18 protein-coding genes are annotated in these 16,052 nt (G+C 54.8%); 12 read left to right on the top strand and 6 right to left on the bottom strand.

Features of this window, described 5'->3' with window-relative positions; all coding sequences use genetic code 11:
- Both Q0O33_RS07525 and Q0O33_RS07520 read right to left on the bottom strand, forming a co-directional pair.
- A partial coding sequence (locus tag Q0O33_RS07525) for a nitronate monooxygenase (RefSeq protein WP_295497858.1) occupies positions 1 to 854 on the bottom strand: 854 nt, incomplete at its 3' end.
- 44 nt (positions 855 to 898) lie between these two features.
- The gene (locus tag Q0O33_RS07520; RefSeq protein WP_295497855.1) at positions 899 to 2,155 is read right to left on the bottom strand and encodes an aspartate kinase; all 1,257 of its coding nucleotides are present in this window, start codon (positions 2,153 to 2,155) and stop codon (positions 899 to 901) included.
- Between the two features lie 54 nt (positions 2,156 to 2,209).
- Here Q0O33_RS07520 and ubiG point away from each other — a divergent pair, with 54 nt between their 5' ends.
- Entirely contained in the window at positions 2,210 to 2,947 is a 738-nt protein-coding gene (gene ubiG, locus Q0O33_RS07515; protein ID WP_295497853.1) for a bifunctional 2-polyprenyl-6-hydroxyphenol methylase/3-demethylubiquinol 3-O-methyltransferase UbiG, read from the top strand.
- Positions 2,948 to 3,086: 139 nt separating this feature from the next.
- Here ubiG and Q0O33_RS07510 read toward each other — a convergent pair whose 3' ends face one another.
- Complete coding sequence (locus Q0O33_RS07510) at positions 3,087 to 4,574, bottom strand: replicative DNA helicase (protein ID WP_295497851.1); 1,488 nt, start codon at positions 4,572 to 4,574, stop codon at positions 3,087 to 3,089.
- Positions 4,575 to 4,721: 147 nt separating this feature from the next.
- Between Q0O33_RS07510 and Q0O33_RS07505 the strand changes: the two genes are divergently transcribed.
- The 7 genes from Q0O33_RS07505 (at position 4,722) to Q0O33_RS07475 (ending at position 10,055) form a co-directional block, all read left to right on the top strand.
- Positions 4,722 to 5,204: a UPF0262 family protein gene (locus tag Q0O33_RS07505; protein WP_295497849.1), complete on the top strand. Its 483-nt coding sequence runs from the start codon at positions 4,722 to 4,724 to the stop codon at positions 5,202 to 5,204.
- Positions 5,205 to 5,333: 129 nt separating this feature from the next.
- Positions 5,334 to 5,975, top strand: a complete 642-nt coding sequence (locus Q0O33_RS07500; protein ID WP_295497847.1) for a GH25 family lysozyme — start codon at positions 5,334 to 5,336, stop codon at positions 5,973 to 5,975.
- Positions 5,972 to 6,403, top strand: coding sequence for a cytidine deaminase (locus Q0O33_RS07495; RefSeq protein WP_295497845.1), 432 nt, complete (start codon positions 5,972 to 5,974; stop codon positions 6,401 to 6,403). Before Q0O33_RS07500 ends, Q0O33_RS07495 begins: the two co-directional genes overlap by 4 nt.
- A gap of 101 nt (positions 6,404 to 6,504) precedes the next feature.
- On the top strand, positions 6,505 to 7,059 hold the full coding sequence (gene dcd / locus Q0O33_RS07490; protein WP_295497843.1) for a dCTP deaminase: 555 nt from the start codon (positions 6,505 to 6,507) through the stop codon (positions 7,057 to 7,059).
- Between the two features lie 19 nt (positions 7,060 to 7,078).
- Positions 7,079 to 7,429, top strand: coding sequence for a hypothetical protein (locus tag Q0O33_RS07485; RefSeq protein ID WP_295497841.1), 351 nt, complete (start codon positions 7,079 to 7,081; stop codon positions 7,427 to 7,429).
- Between the two features lie 95 nt (positions 7,430 to 7,524).
- Positions 7,525 to 8,688 carry a saccharopine dehydrogenase NADP-binding domain-containing protein gene (locus Q0O33_RS07480; protein ID WP_295497839.1) on the top strand — a complete coding sequence of 388 codons (1,164 nt, stop codon included), beginning with the start codon at positions 7,525 to 7,527 and terminating at the stop codon, positions 8,686 to 8,688.
- 41 nt (positions 8,689 to 8,729) lie between these two features.
- Positions 8,730 to 10,055 (top strand): M20/M25/M40 family metallo-hydrolase, encoded by a 1,326-nt coding sequence (locus Q0O33_RS07475; protein ID WP_295497862.1) that lies wholly within the window; start codon positions 8,730 to 8,732, stop codon positions 10,053 to 10,055.
- A 25-nt stretch (positions 10,056 to 10,080) separates the two neighbouring features.
- Here Q0O33_RS07475 and ctrA read toward each other — a convergent pair whose 3' ends face one another.
- A complete protein-coding gene (gene ctrA / locus Q0O33_RS07470; protein WP_295497837.1) occupies positions 10,081 to 10,788 on the bottom strand; it encodes a response regulator transcription factor CtrA in 708 nt (235 codons plus the stop codon).
- Between the two features lie 550 nt (positions 10,789 to 11,338).
- Between ctrA and Q0O33_RS07465 the strand changes: the two genes are divergently transcribed.
- The 3 genes from Q0O33_RS07465 (at position 11,339) to Q0O33_RS07455 (ending at position 13,018) form a co-directional block, all read left to right on the top strand.
- A complete protein-coding gene (locus tag Q0O33_RS07465) occupies positions 11,339 to 12,052 on the top strand; it encodes a pirin family protein (RefSeq protein ID WP_295497836.1) in 714 nt (237 codons plus the stop codon).
- A 69-nt stretch (positions 12,053 to 12,121) separates the two neighbouring features.
- The gene (arfB, locus tag Q0O33_RS07460; protein WP_295497860.1) at positions 12,122 to 12,523 is read left to right on the top strand and encodes an alternative ribosome rescue aminoacyl-tRNA hydrolase ArfB; all 402 of its coding nucleotides are present in this window, start codon (positions 12,122 to 12,124) and stop codon (positions 12,521 to 12,523) included.
- Positions 12,524 to 12,535: 12 nt separating this feature from the next.
- Entirely contained in the window at positions 12,536 to 13,018 is a 483-nt protein-coding gene (locus Q0O33_RS07455) for a GAF domain-containing protein (protein ID WP_295497834.1), read from the top strand.
- A gap of 18 nt (positions 13,019 to 13,036) precedes the next feature.
- Here Q0O33_RS07455 and Q0O33_RS07450 read toward each other — a convergent pair whose 3' ends face one another.
- Together Q0O33_RS07450 and Q0O33_RS07445 are read right to left on the bottom strand one after the other, a co-directional pair.
- Positions 13,037 to 13,786 (bottom strand): arginyltransferase, encoded by a 750-nt coding sequence (locus tag Q0O33_RS07450; protein ID WP_295497832.1) that lies wholly within the window; start codon positions 13,784 to 13,786, stop codon positions 13,037 to 13,039.
- Positions 13,787 to 13,891: 105 nt separating this feature from the next.
- On the bottom strand, positions 13,892 to 15,112 hold the full coding sequence (locus tag Q0O33_RS07445) for a threonine ammonia-lyase (protein ID WP_295497830.1): 1,221 nt from the start codon (positions 15,110 to 15,112) through the stop codon (positions 13,892 to 13,894).
- A gap of 56 nt (positions 15,113 to 15,168) precedes the next feature.
- On the opposite strand from Q0O33_RS07445, the gene Q0O33_RS07440 reads away from it, so the two are divergent.
- Positions 15,169 to 16,038: an NAD(P)-dependent oxidoreductase gene (locus Q0O33_RS07440; RefSeq protein ID WP_295497827.1), complete on the top strand. Its 870-nt coding sequence runs from the start codon at positions 15,169 to 15,171 to the stop codon at positions 16,036 to 16,038.
- The last annotated feature ends 14 nt before the right edge of the window (positions 16,039 to 16,052 follow it).

Genomic DNA, 16,052 nt, shown 5'->3' with positions numbered 1-16,052 from the left:
GCCCCTGCCCAATATTTTTCGATCTCAAGCTGCGCCGTTTCCATATCAATTTCGCCGCGATCAAGCATCGCCGCAATTTCGACCTGTTTCTTGGTAAACTCTTCGGTACCCTTATTCTTCAACGCCCGAACGGGAATGACGGGCAAGCGGGGGTCAATTTGCACACTGGCGACCGCATCGCGCGCATTCGCGCGCAGGAACGCGGCCTTGAAATTGGGGTGTGCGATGCTTTCATGTGCGCAAACAAAGCGCGTGCCCAATTGAACCCCTGCAGCGCCCATTTCCAGATAGCTTGCCACTGCGCCGCCACGGGCAATGCAGCCCGCGACGAAAATCGGTAATTGGTCGCCAAGTTCTGGCAAGATTTCCTGCGCCAACACAGACGTCGCCACAGGCCCAATATGGCCGCCTGCCTCGCTGCCCTCAATGACCAGCGCATCAACGCCGGAACGCGCGAATTTTTTTGCAAGCGTGAGCGCAGGGGCAAAGCAAACCACCTTCGCGCCAAATTCCTTGATCGCCTCGATACTGCCCTTGGGCGGCAGTCCGCCTGCCAGCACGACATGGCTGACCTGATGGCGCGCACATATCGCAATCAGTTCCATGATCTGAGGATGCATGGTGATCAGGTTCACACCAAAGGGCTTAGATGTCAGCGCTTTCGTCGCCGCAATTTCTGCGTCCAACAACGCAGGTGTCATCGCACCACAGGCAATGACGCCAAAGCCACCCGCATTGGAAATTGCCGACACAAGATTGCGTTCCGACACCCAAGACATAGCCCCGCACATAATCGCGACGTTGCAGCCCAAAAAGTCCGTGCCGCGTTGCATGAGATGTTGGAGTTTAGTCATAGGTTAGAACCATTTTTTGTTCACGCAAAGGCGGAAAAAGTTCCTCACTCCGCATCCAACCCATAAGCCGTATGCAACACCCGCACAGCCAGTTCGGTTTCATCCTCGTCAATCAACACGCTGACTTTGATTTCGGATGTTGAAATCGCCTGAATGTTGATTTTTCGGTCCGCAAGGCTGCTGAACATCGTCGAGGCAACGCCGGCATGGCTTTTCATACCGACGCCGACCACCGAAATTTTCGCGACCTTAGTGTCCGGGATCAGGCGGTTATAGCCAATGGCATCGCGGCGGTTTTCCAATATGTCGGTGCAGCGCGCAAGGTCAGCTTGCGGGCAGGTGAAGGTTACGTCGGTCTCGCCCTTATCGCGGCCCACATTCTGAATGATCATATCGACGTTGATGTTGGCATCGGCCAAGGGCGTGAAAATATTGGCCACAGCGCCCGGACGGTCGGGAACGCGGGTGAGCGTTATTTTCGCTTCATTCTTGTCATGCGCGATGCCGGTGATCAGTTGGCGTTCCACTTGGCTATTCTCCAATTCTGCGTCGGTCACGATCATCGTGCCGGGGATGCTGTCGGCGTCAGGGGCACTGTCGTCAACGAAAGAGGACAGCACTTGAACCCGCACGCCTTCCTTCATCGCAAGGCCGACCGAGCGGGTTTGCAATACTTTTGAGCCAACGGAGGCCAGCTCGAGCATTTCTTCGTAAGTGACGGCCTTTAGCTTGCGCGCGCGGGCTACGATACGCGGGTCGGTCGTGTAGACGCCATCGACGTCGGTGTAGATATCACAGCGGTCGGCTTTTACCGCCGCAGCGACGGCAACCGCCGATGTATCTGACCCACCACGGCCCAAAGTGGTGATGCGGTTGTCATCGGTCAGTCCCTGAAACCCCGGAATGACGGCGATATTGCCCGCCTTCATCGACGCCAGCAAATCGTCGGTATCAATAGACCCGATCCGCGCCTTGGCATGTGCATCATCCGTATGGATCGGCATTTGCCATCCCAACCAACTGCGTGCTTCGCAACCTAGTGCTTGCAGCGTGATAGCCAGCAAGCCAGCGGTAATCTGCTCCCCCGCGGCCACAACCACATCATATTCGGCTGGATCATAAAGCGCATTGGCTTCGCGACAGAAATTAACAAGGCGGTCCGTGTCGCCCGCCATTGCGGAAACGACCACGGCCACTTCGTCACCACGTTCGGCCTGACGTTTGACCAATTGGGCAACGCGGCGGATGCGTTCGGTGCCGGCCATCGACGTGCCGCCAAATTTCATTACTATGCGCGCCATGAAAACCTTTAATAATTGCTATATTACAATCGCGGGTCCTGATAGGGACAGGATATGACAAACGCAAGCTTGCCTAAGACAATTAACGCTGCGGAAGCGGCACATTTTGGCGCTCTCGCCGCCGAATGGTGGGACCCAAAGGGTAGCTCTGCGATGCTGCATAGACTGAACCCTGTGCGATTGCGCTTCATCCGGTCTGCAATTGATACCCATTTTGGTAGCGACGCCAAATCGCGCTATCCGTTGGCGGGCAAAACCGCGCTGGATGTCGGGTGCGGTGCGGGTTTGCTGTGCGAACCGCTCGCGCGGCTTGGCGCGGACGTTACCGGCGTTGATGCTGCACCTGAAAATATCGCGGCGGCAAAGACGCATGCGGCGGTGTCTGGACTTACCATTGACTATCGCGCAGGCGAAATCGGTGCACAGGGCCTTGGTCAATGCGATGTCGTGACCTGCATGGAGGTCATTGAACATGTTATGGAACCAGCGGCCTTTATTGCCGAATTAGTCCGTCACCTAAGGCCCGACGGGCTGTTGCTGCTTTCGACGCCCAACCGCACAGCAGCGTCGCGTTTGTTTCTGGTGGAGGCAGCCGAACGGCTGGGCCAAGTCCCCCGCGGCACGCATGATTGGGACAAGTTCCTAACGCCGGAAGAATTGACCGCCTTGCTTGCGGATGCTGGGCTGGCGGTGATGGACATGCAAGGCATCGCCTTTTCACCGATGTCGGGCCTGCATTTAAGCGACAATATGGCGCTGAATTACATCCTGAGCGCGCAGTTGCGGGATTAGATAACCCCACTTCGTCACCCTGAACTTGTTTCAAGGTCTATTCATCATCTGCAACCGCCGGTAGTTTGGCACGATGGACACTTTAACAAGTTCAGGGTGACGCGGTTTTTTTCAAATGAACCGTCGTTCTAAGCCAGCCTCAATCATATCCGGCATCGGCATATTGATCCTCGGCCAAATCGCTAAAGCGCGTAATTTTCGCTTCGAATTTCATCCGCACGCGTCCGGTTGAACCATGACGTTGCTTGGCGACGATCAATTCCGCAACCCCGAATATCCGCTCCATTTTTTCTTTCCACGCGTCATGCGCGGCTTCGTTTGCGGGGTCAGGCTGTTTCGCTGCTTCGTAATAATCCTCACGATACACGAACCAGACCATATCCGCGTCCTGCTCAATCGAGCCAGATTCACGTAAGTCAGATAATTGCGGCCGCTTATCTTCGCGTTGCTCAACCGCACGGCTAAGTTGCGACAGCGCTACAACAGGAATGCTCAATTCTTTCGCCAGCGTTTTCAGGCCCCGGCTGATCTCCGAAATTTCGTTGACGCGGTTATCGCTGGCGCGGCTTGAGCCTTGCAAGAGCTGCAAATAGTCAACGACGATCAAGCCAATCCCGTGCCGCCGCTGCAACCGCCGCGCACGCGTGCGCAGTGCCGCAATGGTGAGCGCAGGTGTATCGTCGATATATAAGGGTAATTCCTGTAACTCACGGCTCGCGCGCGACAGTTCGCGGAAATCCTCACGCGAAATTTTACCCATACGCAGCAGTTCGGAACTGATCCCTGATTGTTCCGCCAATATGCGTGTCGCCAACTGGTCGGCAGACATTTCGAGGCTGAAAAAGGCAACCTTTGCGCCAGCGCCCTTGGATTCTTCTATCCCGTCTTCACGTTCGCGAATCCAGCGCCGTGCTGCGTTAAATGCGATATTGGTGGCCAGCGATGTCTTACCCATGCCTGGACGTCCGGCCAAAATCACAAGGTCGGAATTGTGTAAGCCGCCGCATTTGGCGTTTATGCTATCAAGTCCGGTGGTGACACCCGACAAATGGCCGCCAGATTGTAGCGCCTTTTCGACATTTTTGATGGCCTCAGTCGATGCGGCGAGAAAGCTCTTCATGGAGCCGGTTTCGCCTTCACCTTCTGCGACTTTGTATAATGCGCTTTCCGCCGCTTCAATCTGCCCCTTTGGATCCACGCTTTCACTGGTGTCTAGGGCATTATCGACCAAGGTCCGGCCCACCGTCACAAGCTCACGTAGCAGAGCCAAATCGTATATTTGTTGGGCAAAATCGCGCGCGCCAATCAAACCGGCGCCGTCCGCGGTAAGTTTGATCAAATAGCCCGGCCCGCCCAGTTCACGCATCGCCTCATCCGCTTCGAAAAACGGCTTCAGCGTGACTGGCGTGACCAGCATGTTTTTTTCCATAAGTCGCTGGATGTGTTCAAAAATCCGTCCATGCAGCGGTTCAAAAAAATGATCGGGCTGCAAATTGATCAATATGTCTTCGATCACACGGTTATCGATAAGGATAGCGCCCAAAAATGCGGCCTCCGCCTCAATATTGCGCGGTAAGCGTTGCGGTTCCGCTTCATGTGCTGCGGCAAGTCTGATCAATTCGGCCATGGCTCCCTATCCTTTACCATGTCCCACTGCGCAAGAGGCCCAAAAAAGAAGTGCGGGGATATGGCTGTGGACAATAATTTGCATAACCTATTTGCCTGTATCTCGTTAACCCCTTGCTCCAAAAATATCTGAAGCTAACACAGCGTCATGGCGGACCCGCGCATCATCAAAGTTGAATTAGACGAAGCAACGATCTTGCGGCGCAATGCCGATATCGAACAAGAACGCCGCGTCGCCATTTTCGATCTGATTGAGGATAATTTCTTCAAACCGCTGCGCGACATGGGCGACGGCTATGCGGGGCCATATCATTTGAGCATCAGCGTCGCAGAGGGCCGCCTCATTCTCGATATCCGCCGTGAAGATGGGACGCCGCATGAAATTTTGGTGCTGGGGCTTGGACGGTTTCGGCGCACGGTCAAGGATTATTTCGCCATTTGCGACAGCTATTACCAAGCCATTCGCAAGGCCAGCGCTGCCGAAATTGAGACCATCGATATGGCACGGCGCGGGGTACATAATGAGGCGGCGGAGTTGTTGATGGAGCGGCTTGACGGTAAAGTGGAAGTGGATTTTGCTACCGCCCGCCGACTATTTACGCTAATCTGCGTGTTACACATCAAGGTATAGCCCCCGGCGCACCATAGCCTCTCGACTTCGCAAGGCCGAAGCGCCTAATAATGGTTTCGAATCAAAGAGTTTAAATGGGGTTGCATGCTAAGGAGAAAGCGCAAATTGATCCGCTGGGGCGTGATCCTATTGGGTTTAGCTCTTTTGGGCTATGCAGGGTGGAACTATGCCACCGGATGGGCCCCATCGCGCGATAGCTATCCCGTACAGGGCATCGTCGCGAACGAAAGCAACGGTCAACCCAGATGGTCCGAATTGGCCGCAACGGGCGTCGATTTCGCTTATATTACCGCCGTCGAAGGTGCGCGCGGCCGCGATCCCCAGTTTCAGGCCAATCTGGCGGCGGTGCAGGAGGCGGGCATTCGCTTTGGCGCGCTGCATCATTATGACTTGTGCCGTTCGGCGTCCGAGCAGGCGACGATGTTCATCACCAGCGTGCCCCGCAACGACCGCGCGCTGCCACCGGCGGTGCAAATGGATTTTACCGAAGGCTGCAAAAGCCGCCCGAACCGGGCCTTGATTTTGGCGGAATTGGCAACTTTCCTCAATCAGATTGAGGCGCATAGCGGGAGCCCCGCAATCCTGTTACTAACGCCGGACTTTGAAGAGGAATATCAAGTGAGCAAGTCGATTGACCGCAACATCTGGCTTGAGGGCAACGGTATTTCCCCCGATTATTCGGCGCGCCCTTGGGTGATGTGGACCGCAAATAGCCAACGCCGCGTGAGCGGCATCGACGGCGCGGTACGCTGGGTCGTGGTACGCAAATGAGCCCGGCCACCACGCGTCTGGTCCAAGCCGCAATCGACGCGGCCAAGACCGCTTATGCGCCCTATTCCAACTTTCATGTCGGCGCGGCGTTGTTGCTCGACAATAATGAGATTGTGACCGGCAGCAACTTTGAAAATGCCAGCTATGGCATGACATTATGCGCCGAAACCGTGGCCATTTCTAAAGCCAATAGTGACGGCCAATTGCACGCGATCCGCGAAATTGCGGTCGCTGGCGGCTTGGCCGGACATGTTGGCGCTGGCGCTGACCCCATTACGCCCTGCGGTCGTTGCCGTCAGATTATAAAGGAAGTGGCAGACCTCACCGACACCGACATTCCGGTGCATTGCGCCCATGCGACGGGCTATGCGACATTTCGTTTGTCCGAATTACTGCCGCACGGCTTTGGTCCAGCCAACTTAAAATAGGTCTGCCATCGCGCCGCCAAGATACGCACAATTTTTTCGTGCCGAACACTTGCACGCGCCTCGCAGTATGGCAAAAGCGGAACGGTTAACAGGGAGTGATTATGTCCATATTGTCTGACATCTGGATCCGCGAAAAAGCGCAAGCGACGGGCATGATTGAACCCTTTGTCGAGGCGCAGCGCCGTGACGGCTGCATCAGCTATGGCCTCTCTTCTTATGGCTATGACGCGCGCGTGGCCGACGAGTTCAAGATTTTCACCAATGTTGATAGCTCCATCGTCGACCCCAAGGAATTTGACCCGAAAAGCTTCGTGGATCGCAAGACCGATGTCTGCATCATTCCGCCCAACAGCTTTGCCTTGGCCCGCACCGTCGAATATTTCCGCGTGCCGCGCGATGTGCTTGTCATCTGCCTTGGCAAAAGCACTTATGCCCGCTGCGGCATCATCGTGAATGTCACGCCACTGGAACCCGGCTGGGAAGGCCATGTGACGCTCGAGTTCAGCAACACCACGCCTCTGCCAGCCAAAATCTACGCCAATGAAGGCGCATGCCAGTTCCTATTCCTAAAAGGCGAGCAGCCCTGCGAAACCAGCTACGCCGACCGTGCAGGCAAATATATGGGCCAGCGTGGAGTGACTTTGCCGAAATTGTGATTGGGGTTTGAAGACTTGGATGCTTAGACGCCGGAGCGGCAGCGGCGGTTTTTTGGTTGCGCTGGCGGCGCTGGGCACGGTTGATTCTGCGGCGCAGGCGGTGGGGATGTCACGGATTTCGGCCTATAACCTCAAAAAACGTGTGGGCGCGGAAAGCTTTGCCGATGAATGGGACCGGGCGTTGAGGTTCGGGCGGGACATGATGTTTGACTATGCCCTGGAACGCGCCATTTACGGTGTCACCACGATTAAGATGCATTTGGGCGGCGCGTTTGAATTTCAAACTGACCCCGATGTTAAGCATTTGATGAAAGTGATGCGCGTCCCACCACCGCGCCGCGATACCAAAGCACACCCGCGCGCTTCCTAAGTTTACAAAAAAGGCGGCGCATGCATATATGTTTGTAAACTAAAGGGGCAGAATCCTGTCCCTAATATGCCGTCACCCCAAAGAGAGGAAACTTCATGCCAAGCACCCCACGCGAATTCGATATCATTGTCTATGGCGCGACGGGCTATACTGGTCGTTTGGTTGCCGAATATCTCAAGGACAAAACAGGCCTAAAATGGGCGATGGCGGGGCGTTCGATCGCCAAGTTGGAAGAAGTGCGAGATCTTATTGGTGCCGCCGCAGACACGCCATTGATTGTTGCCGATGCGTCTGAGCCGGCTACGCTTGATGCGATGGTCAAGCGCACGAAGGTCGTTTTGACAACCGTTGGTCCCTATCAGCTTTATGGCAATGAACTTGTCACCGCCTGCGTTGCCAATGGAACCGATTACACCGATTTATGCGGCGAGCCGGCATGGATGCGCCAGAAAATCGACCAGCATGACGCGGCCGCCAAGGCGTCCGGCGCGCGGATCGTGTTTTCCGCTGGCTTTGACTCCATCCCCTTCGACCTTGGCGTAATGATGCTGCAAAAGCATTGCATGGCGACATTTGGCGCGCCTGCGCCGCGGGTGAAGGGCCGCGTGCGCGCAATGAAAGGCACTTTTTCCGGCGGTACCGCAGCCAGCTTAAAAGCGACCATGGCCGCCGCAGGCAAGGACCCTGCGGTCATCGGCTATTTGACCAATCCATTCAGCCTGTCCGCCGATTTTGCTGGCCCGCCGCAGCCTGCGGGGAATAAGCCCGAATATGACGAAAGCCTCGGCAGCTGGGCGACCAATTTCGTCATGGCCCCGATCAATACCAAGAATGTCCACCGCACCAACCATTTGCTCGGGCAGGCTTATGGTGCCGATTTTGTTTATGACGAAATGATGCTGACGGGCCCCGGGGAACAAGGCGAAGCCATTGCCAAGCATGTTGCCTCCACCCCCATGATGGGCGGCGCGGATGACCCCAAGCCCGGCGAAGGCCCTACCAAAGAAGAACGCGAAACCGGCTTTTATGACGTGCTGTTCGTTGCAGAATATCCCGATGGCCGCACAGCGCGTTTCAGCGTCAAGGGCGACCGCGACCCCGGCTATGGTTCGACCAGCAAGATGATCAGCGAAACCGCAATTGCGTTGTGCGAACAGGATGGTCCGGGCGGCGTCACCACGCCGGGTGCTGCCTTAGGCGAACATCTCGTCGACAGGTTGCAGAAAAATGCCGGATTGATTTTCGCTGTTGAAGGCTGAAAACGCCCTCTTGCGCCGGACGGGATAGGACAGGAACGATGATGAAAAAACTATGCGCATTGGCAGGCTTTATCGCTATCGGCTTCGCGTCCCCCATGGCCGCATATGCCAGCCCCCCAAAAGAGGCGAAGCCAGAACGACTGAAGGCTGACGTTGAAAAACTCGTCAGCTTTGGCACGCGCCATACATTGTCATCGGCAACGGATCCGAAACGCGGCATCGGCGCGGCCCGCAAATGGGCGCACAGTGAATTCGCGAAAATCGCCAAGGCGTGCAATGGCTGCCTGCAGACCGAATATCTTGAACGCAACATGTCGGGCCCGCGCATTCCAAATGGCGTAAATATTGTCAACGTGCTCGCAATCAAACCCGGCAAAATGGGCTGGGACCATGTCATCATTATCGCCGGCCATATCGATAGCCGCGTTTCCGATGTGATGGACTTTACCCAAGATGCACCCGGCGCAAACGACGATGGTTCGGGCAGCGCATTGGTGATTGAGGCTGCGCGTATCATGTCTCAGCAGCCACAGAATGAGGCGACGATTGTCTTTGCTTTGCTATCAGGCGAAGAACAGGGCCTGATGGGTGGACGGCTGCTCGCCGAAACCGCTAAGGAACGTGGCTGGAAAGTCAGCGCCATGTTGAACAATGATATTGTCGGCGGCACGCTTGGCACGGACGGGCGCAAGGTTGATAATGTCGTACGGGTCTTCAGCGAAGGCATTCGCGCATCAGAAGATCTGGCGGGGCAAATGGCGCGCCGCAACAGCGGCGGCGAAGATGACGGCCCAAGCCGTTCGCTCATGCGTTATGCCGATACGCTTGCCGCCAAAGCCTATCCGGACGTGGCACTGGATGTCTTTGGCGTTCGCCGTCCTGATCGCTTTGCACGCGGCGGGGACCATTTGCCAGCGCTAGAGCTTGGTTTTCCGGCCATCCGTTACACCGTGGGCGTCGAAAATTACCATCACCAGCATCAGGATGTGCGCACCGAAAATGGCATTGAATATGGCGACACCGTCGACAAGATGGACTTCGATTATTTGACCAAGGTGACCATGTTGAATGTCCTGACGGCAACGGCCTTGGCCGATGCGCCGCCAGCGCCTGCATCGGCGATATTGGGCGGCGCAGTTACCTCCAACACCACTGTCAAATGGGACGCAAGCCCGGGCGCGCAAGCCTATCGCGTATATCAACGCCGCGCCGATGCACAGGATTGGAGCTTTGTCCGCGAACTGCAGGGCACCGAAACAGTGCTGGAGAGCTTAATCGTTGATGATCATTTTGTGGGCGTCAGTGCATTAAGTGCGAAAGGCGCGGAAAGCATGATCACTTTCGCAGGTCTGCCGCCACGGCGTTAAGCCACACATAGCCAAGAAGTCTAGATCAAGCCGCTTTCGGCGACGAGTGCTCTACCTCGCCGGAATCGCGGAGCACATAGCCACGGCCCCACACCGTTTCGATATAATTTTCGCCTCCACTGGCCAGAGCCAATTTCTTGCGAAGTTTACAGATGAAGACGTCGATAATTTTCCATTCGGGCTCGTCCCTGCCGCCATAGAGATGGTTCAAGAACATTTCCTTAGTCAGCGTAGTGCCTTTACGCAGGCTCAAAAGCTCAAGCATCGCATATTCCTTGCCCGTAAGGTGCACGCGGCTGCCATCGACTTCAACAGTTTTGCTGTCGAGGTTCACTGACAATTTACCAGTGCGGATGACCGACTGCGAATGACCTTTTGATCGGCGCACAACCGCATGGATGCGCGCAATCAGTTCAGCGCGGTCAAATGGCTTAGTGACATAATCATCGGCCCCAAAACCAAAGGAGCGAACCTTAGTTTCCATCTCACTAATGCCTGACAGAACAAGCACAGGCGTTTGCACTTTGCCTACGCGCAGTTGTTTCAAAACATCATAACCGTGCAGGTCGGGTAAGTTCAAATCGAGTAATATGACGTCATAATCATAGAGCATGCCGAGATCGACACCCTCCTCCCCAGAGGCAGTCTTGTAGACAGTGAACCCTTCCGCGGCGAGCATGAGTTCAATGGCCTTCGCCGTGGTAGGTTCATCTTCAATCAAAAGAACACGCATAGGGAACCCCCTGTTCAAACCCTCGGATCCGCGCGAATTCATCCAGCCGTGCTTCGAACCTCATTAACCATAACAGGAACCAATCTGAAAGATGAATTTGACGTTAATATTATGATTTTTAAGGATTGTGATATTTTTGTTCACAGAAAATAACTATTTTTCCGAAGCTACAGCTTCTAGAAAAATGTAAATTTTATTATTTGCTGTGTAACATTTGTGGGAATTGCCTTCGGAATCGAAAGCACAGATTTGCAAAGGCGGAAACTTATGGATGTAAACAACCTCAGCGTCCGAGTTGCGCGACCATATATTCTATAAGCGCAGTTCCCCTATGAAGCCGAATGGTGCCGGAAGAGCTATAACCAGATGCAACGCCACAAACTACATTGGTAAAGCTTTTGTGCTCCACCACATAAGCAAGAATGCCCAAAGCCCCAAAATCAGGCAGATTGATTTTGGAAACAATATGTTTCTAATGTTTCCATTTAAATACCAATATCCTGCACTATCTTGGGCACATGGAAAACACCCTGCCGATGGAGTGCGTGACATGACCGACGCAAAAACCAAATTTGAAATTCGTCCTTTTGAAACGCTGGGCGCGGCGAACCATGGCTGGCTTGACGCACATCACCATTTTTCATTCGGCAACTATCACGACGCAGCGCGGATGAGCTGGGGTGCGATCCGCGTCTGGAATGATGACATGATCGCGCCGCAGTCTGGCTTTCCACCTCATCCACATGCCAACATGGAAATTATTACTTATGTCCGCACGGGCGCCATCACGCACAAGGACAGTCTTGGTAATGAAGGCCGCACCGCGGCAGGCGATGTTCAAGTTATGAGCGCAGGCAGTGGCATTCGCCATGCGGAATACAATCTGGAAAATGAAACCACCACCTTGTTCCAAATCTGGATCATGCCAAATCGTACCGGCGGCGAACCAAGTTGGGGTGCAAAGCCATTCCCCAAAAATGACCGTTCGGGCACATGGAAAATCCTTGCCAGCGGCTTTGATGAAGATAATGATGCCTTACCCATCCGCACGGACGCCCGCGTGCTTGGGGCCACGATCAAAGCCGGTGACAGTCTGAAATATGCCGTTGGCGCCAATCGGCATGCCTATATGGTGCCAGCAAGCGGCGCGGTTGAAATTGACGGACAGCATGCACATGCCCGCGACGGTGTGGCCATCGGCGAAGGCACCATAACCATAACCGCAATTGAGGACGCCGAAATCGTTCTGGTGGACTCGCGGTAATCCACCTCAGCGTTAGCCGAGCGGTTGTGACATTGGCAAAATGTGGAGTTGGCTGTTACAACCGTCATTATGGCCTTTGACCTTCCCGAAGAATATCTCGAAGAAACCTTCTTGGCTTCAACCGGGCCGGGTGGGCAGAATGTCAATAAGGTTGCGACCGCCTGCCAATTGCGTGTCGATGTTTATGCATTAGGTCTGCAGCCTTATGCCTTTCGCCAGTTGAAGATTCTGGCGGGGAGCAAGATGACGATTTCGGGTGAACTGATCGTCACCGCGCGTAGCCACCGCACGCGCGAAGCCAATCGGCAGGATGCGCGCGCGCGGGTCATCGAACTCATCGACCGCGCACATGTCCGCCAACCCCGCCGCGTCGCCACCAAGCCAAGCAAGGCGGCCAAGGCGCGGCGAGTTGATACCAAAAAGGGTCGTTCCACGATCAAGAAAAACCGTGGCAAGGTCAGTTTCGATTGATAAGGCAAGACGATGTACACATTTGAAATTAATGCCTCAGCACCCAAAGCCGAACTATATGCCGAACTGGTGCGCGCTGCCGATGCTCTGACCGGCGATGAGCCCGATGCTGTCGCTAATATGGCGAACATCGCGGCCTTGCTTTGGGAATATCTGCCGGATGTGAACTGGACGGGCTTCTACCGCGTGGTCGATGGTGAACTTGTCTTGGGCCCCTTTCAGGGGAAGGTAGCGTGCATTCGGATCCCCCTTGGCACAGGTGTTTGTGGCACCGCGGCGCAATCCGGCGAGACGCAATTGGTGGCAGATGTACACGCTTTCCCCGGCCATATTGCCTGCGATGCCATTAGCGCATCCGAACTGGTTGTGCCTGTGCAGCGCAATGGCAAGGTTATCGCGGTGATTGACCTTGATAGCCCAACACTCAACCGCTTTGATGCGGAAGACGCAAAGGGCGTTGAGATTCTCGCCGAGATTATCGCTGACAGAATTTGAATGGCCTAAGGAGTAATTCTAAACCGCCTCAGCATCGGGATCGAAACATTCCCACCCGTCAGGCCCAAGGCGCTCCAGCGGTTTGTAGCGAGTCTTATAATGCATCCGTGCCGCACCATTCACCCAATAGCCCAAATAGACGTAAGGAAGCCCTGCGGCCTTTGCGCGCATGATGTGGTCCATGATGATAAAGTTGCCGAGACCGGATCGGCCTGCAATCTTGGTATCGTAAAAGCTATAGATCATCGACATGCCGTCGCTTTGCTGATCAGTCAGGCACGCGCCGACCAATTCACCAATCCGGCCGAAACGCGGCGGGGCTCGATATTCAATCACTTGGCTGCGCACGGGCGATTGTTCGACCATATCCGCATAATCCATATCATCCATATTCGCCATGCCGCCGTCGGGATGGCGTGAGGAAAGGTAGCGGCTCAAAAGATCATATTGCTCGGTCGTTGACCAAGGGCGGCAGGCGCTCACAACCAAATCGGCGTTGCGCCGCAAAATCCGGCGCTGTGTGGCATTCGGCCGGAACTCGTCCGTTCGCACGCGCACCGATACACATGCCTTACAGTCCAGGCAACTTGGCCGGTATGCGACATTCTGACTGCGACGAAAACCAATGCGACCAAGCGCTTCGTTCAATGCATCGGCATGGCTACCGTTGAGCTCTGTAAAAACTTTCCGCTCGGTTTTGCCCGGTAAATAAGGACAAGGGCCAGGGCTAGTCACAAAAAATCGCGGGAAACGGACTGGTGCACTCATATTCTCTCCGCTGGGTCGCGATGGTCTTTAACACATTACCTGCCTTTTATGCACAGCTCAACCTATGCTGAAAGGCGCATTTGCCGTCTGGCTTGGCATACCTTTTTACTTGTTAAGCTCTACCCGTTCGACTTTGTAGCCAGCAACATTCAAACCATCAACTAGTCCTTGTAATTGATTGGCATCCCGCGCTTCGCATTCAATATCGGTGATCAATCCCTTAGCTGGCAAGGTCGTAAAAATCCGTTGATGGTAAATTTCGATGATGTTGACATTATGTTCGTTGAACAAGCGCATCACCTTGTAAAGCGCGCCGGGACGGTCCTGAAGAGTTAAACGCAAGCGCGCCAAGCGACCCGACCGCGCAAGGTCTCGCAAAAGGACGTTCGCCAGCAACCGTGTATCGATATTGCCGCCGCACAGGACGACGCCAACATTCTTGCCTGCAAATTTCTCCGGATGGGCCATCACCGCAGCAAGACCCGCCGCACCTGCACCTTCAACAACTGTCTTTTCAATCTGTAGCAGCAGGCTGACCGCGGTTTCCAATTCCGCCTCATTCACCAAGACAATTTCGTCCACAAGCTTGCGGATAACTTCGCTGGTGAATGTGCCCGGTATTTTGACCGCGATGCCCTCCGCCAAAGTGTCCCCTTCGCAAGGCATTTGCAGATTGTTCAGCAAAGCATACATTGATGGGTAAAGCTCCGCTTGAACCCCAATGAGCCCAATATCGGGCTTCAACGCGCGCGCCGCCGTCCCCATACCAGATAGCAAGCCGCCGCCGCCAATAGGCACAACAAGCATATCAAGGGACGGGATGCTCTCAAGCATTTCAAGCGCGACAGTACCCTGCCCTGCGGCGACAATCGGGTCATCGAATGGGTGCACAAAGGTCAAACCTTGCTCAGCTTCCAGTTGCCGTGCATGTTTGTAGGCATCATCAAAAGTTTCGCCAAACAGCACAACTTTGCCGCCAACGCTTTCGGTCTGCATGACCTTAACCGTTGGCGTTGGCACGGGCATTACGATGGTCACCGGAATACCAAGGCGCGTACCATGATAGCTCAGCCCCTGCGCATGGTTGCCGGCGGACGCCGCGATCACGCCCTTGCTGCGCTGCTCCTCGGAAAGAAGCAGGATCGCGTTTAGAGCACCGCGTTCCTTATAGGCTGCGGTAAACTGCAAATTTTCAAATTTTAGGTAAATATTTGCGCCGGTCAACTTCGACAAAGTCTGGCTGTGCAGGGTCGGCGTAGCCACGATGGAATCGCGAATACGGTCGTGGGCGGCGCGGACATGGTCCAGGGTCAATAGGTCAGACATATAAAATGGCCCTAACGCATCTGGCGTTAACTGAAAACAGCCATTAAGACCAAAGGATGACCAAAATAGCTTTTATCGGATTGGGCGTCATGGGCAGCCCGATGGCACGGCATCTCAAACAGGCCGGGCATGAATTGACCGTGTATAATCGTTCGCGCGCTAAGGCCGAAAAATGGATCGAAGCTTATGGTGGTACGCTTGCCACCTCGCCAGCAGATGCGGCTAAAGATGCGGAGGTCGTGATTAGCTGCGTCGGCACAGATGATGACTTGTCCGGTGTTACGGTTGGCCGCGACGGAGCGTTCTCGGCGATGACTAAGGGCAGCCTGTACATCGATCACACAACGGTCTCCGCGCGCATTGCGCGACAGCTCGGTGTCGAGGCGAAATCGCGGGGTTTATTGATCGTTGATGCGCCTGTGACCGGTGGGCAGGCGGGTGCCGAGAACGGAACCTTGTCCATCATGTGCGGCGGGACAGAAGCCTCTGTCGCGGCAGCCTCTCCCATTATTACGGCTTATTCCAAACGTATTGTACATGTCGGCGGTCCCGGTACGGGGCAGATCACCAAGATGTGCAATCAAATCGCCTTTGCTGGTATCATCCAGTCTTTATCAGAGGCTTTGCGGTTTGCGCAGTCCGCTGAACTCGACGTTGCAAAGGTATATGAAGCCATTTCCGGCGGCGCGGCGCAAAGTTGGCAAATGGATAATCGCTGGGCCAGTATGGCGGAGGATAAGTTCGATTTTGGCTTTGCCGTCGATTGGATGCGTAAAGACCTTGGATTAGCATTCGAAGAAGCGCGCGCGGTTGGTGCAACTCTGCCCATCACCGCGATCATCGACCAGTTTTACGCCGATGTGCAGCATATGGGCGGCGGCCGTCTGGATACCAGTGCGATTGTGAAAAGATTGCCTAAAGGATGAAAAAAGCCCCATTA

It is taken from the genome of Sphingorhabdus sp. EL138 (assembly GCF_945862485.1).
Taxonomy (GTDB): Bacteria; Pseudomonadota; Alphaproteobacteria; order Sphingomonadales; family Sphingomonadaceae; genus Sphingorhabdus_B.
Note: the sequence above shows the minus strand (reverse complement) of the source record. Positions and strands in the feature narration are given on the sequence as shown.

Excerpts from the sequence above, each read along its gene's own strand:
- Q0O33_RS07445 (WP_295497830.1), bottom strand. The coding sequence starts at position 15,112 with ATGTCTGACCTATTGACCCTGGACCATGTCCGCGCCGCCCACGACCGT.
- Q0O33_RS07440 (WP_295497827.1), top strand. The coding sequence starts at position 15,169 with ATGACCAAAATAGCTTTTATCGGATTGGGCGTCATGGGCAGCCCGATG.
- ubiG (WP_295497853.1), top strand. The coding sequence starts at position 2,210 with ATGACAAACGCAAGCTTGCCTAAGACAATTAACGCTGCGGAAGCGGCA.
- dcd (WP_295497843.1), top strand. The coding sequence starts at position 6,505 with ATGTCCATATTGTCTGACATCTGGATCCGCGAAAAAGCGCAAGCGACG.
- Q0O33_RS07480 (WP_295497839.1), top strand. The coding sequence starts at position 7,525 with ATGCCAAGCACCCCACGCGAATTCGATATCATTGTCTATGGCGCGACG.
- Q0O33_RS07475 (WP_295497862.1), top strand. The coding sequence starts at position 8,730 with ATGAAAAAACTATGCGCATTGGCAGGCTTTATCGCTATCGGCTTCGCG.
- Q0O33_RS07495 (WP_295497845.1), top strand. The coding sequence starts at position 5,972 with ATGAGCCCGGCCACCACGCGTCTGGTCCAAGCCGCAATCGACGCGGCC.
- Q0O33_RS07485 (WP_295497841.1), top strand. The coding sequence starts at position 7,079 with ATGCTTAGACGCCGGAGCGGCAGCGGCGGTTTTTTGGTTGCGCTGGCG.
- Q0O33_RS07465 (WP_295497836.1), top strand. The coding sequence starts at position 11,339 with ATGACCGACGCAAAAACCAAATTTGAAATTCGTCCTTTTGAAACGCTG.
- Q0O33_RS07455 (WP_295497834.1), top strand. The coding sequence starts at position 12,536 with ATGTACACATTTGAAATTAATGCCTCAGCACCCAAAGCCGAACTATAT.
- arfB (WP_295497860.1), top strand. The coding sequence starts at position 12,122 with ATGGCCTTTGACCTTCCCGAAGAATATCTCGAAGAAACCTTCTTGGCT.
- Q0O33_RS07510 (WP_295497851.1), bottom strand. The coding sequence starts at position 4,574 with ATGGCCGAATTGATCAGACTTGCCGCAGCACATGAAGCGGAACCGCAA.
- Q0O33_RS07505 (WP_295497849.1), top strand. The coding sequence starts at position 4,722 with ATGGCGGACCCGCGCATCATCAAAGTTGAATTAGACGAAGCAACGATC.
- ctrA (WP_295497837.1), bottom strand. The coding sequence starts at position 10,788 with ATGCGTGTTCTTTTGATTGAAGATGAACCTACCACGGCGAAGGCCATT.
- Q0O33_RS07450 (WP_295497832.1), bottom strand. The coding sequence starts at position 13,786 with ATGAGTGCACCAGTCCGTTTCCCGCGATTTTTTGTGACTAGCCCTGGC.
- Q0O33_RS07520 (WP_295497855.1), bottom strand. The coding sequence starts at position 2,155 with ATGGCGCGCATAGTAATGAAATTTGGCGGCACGTCGATGGCCGGCACC.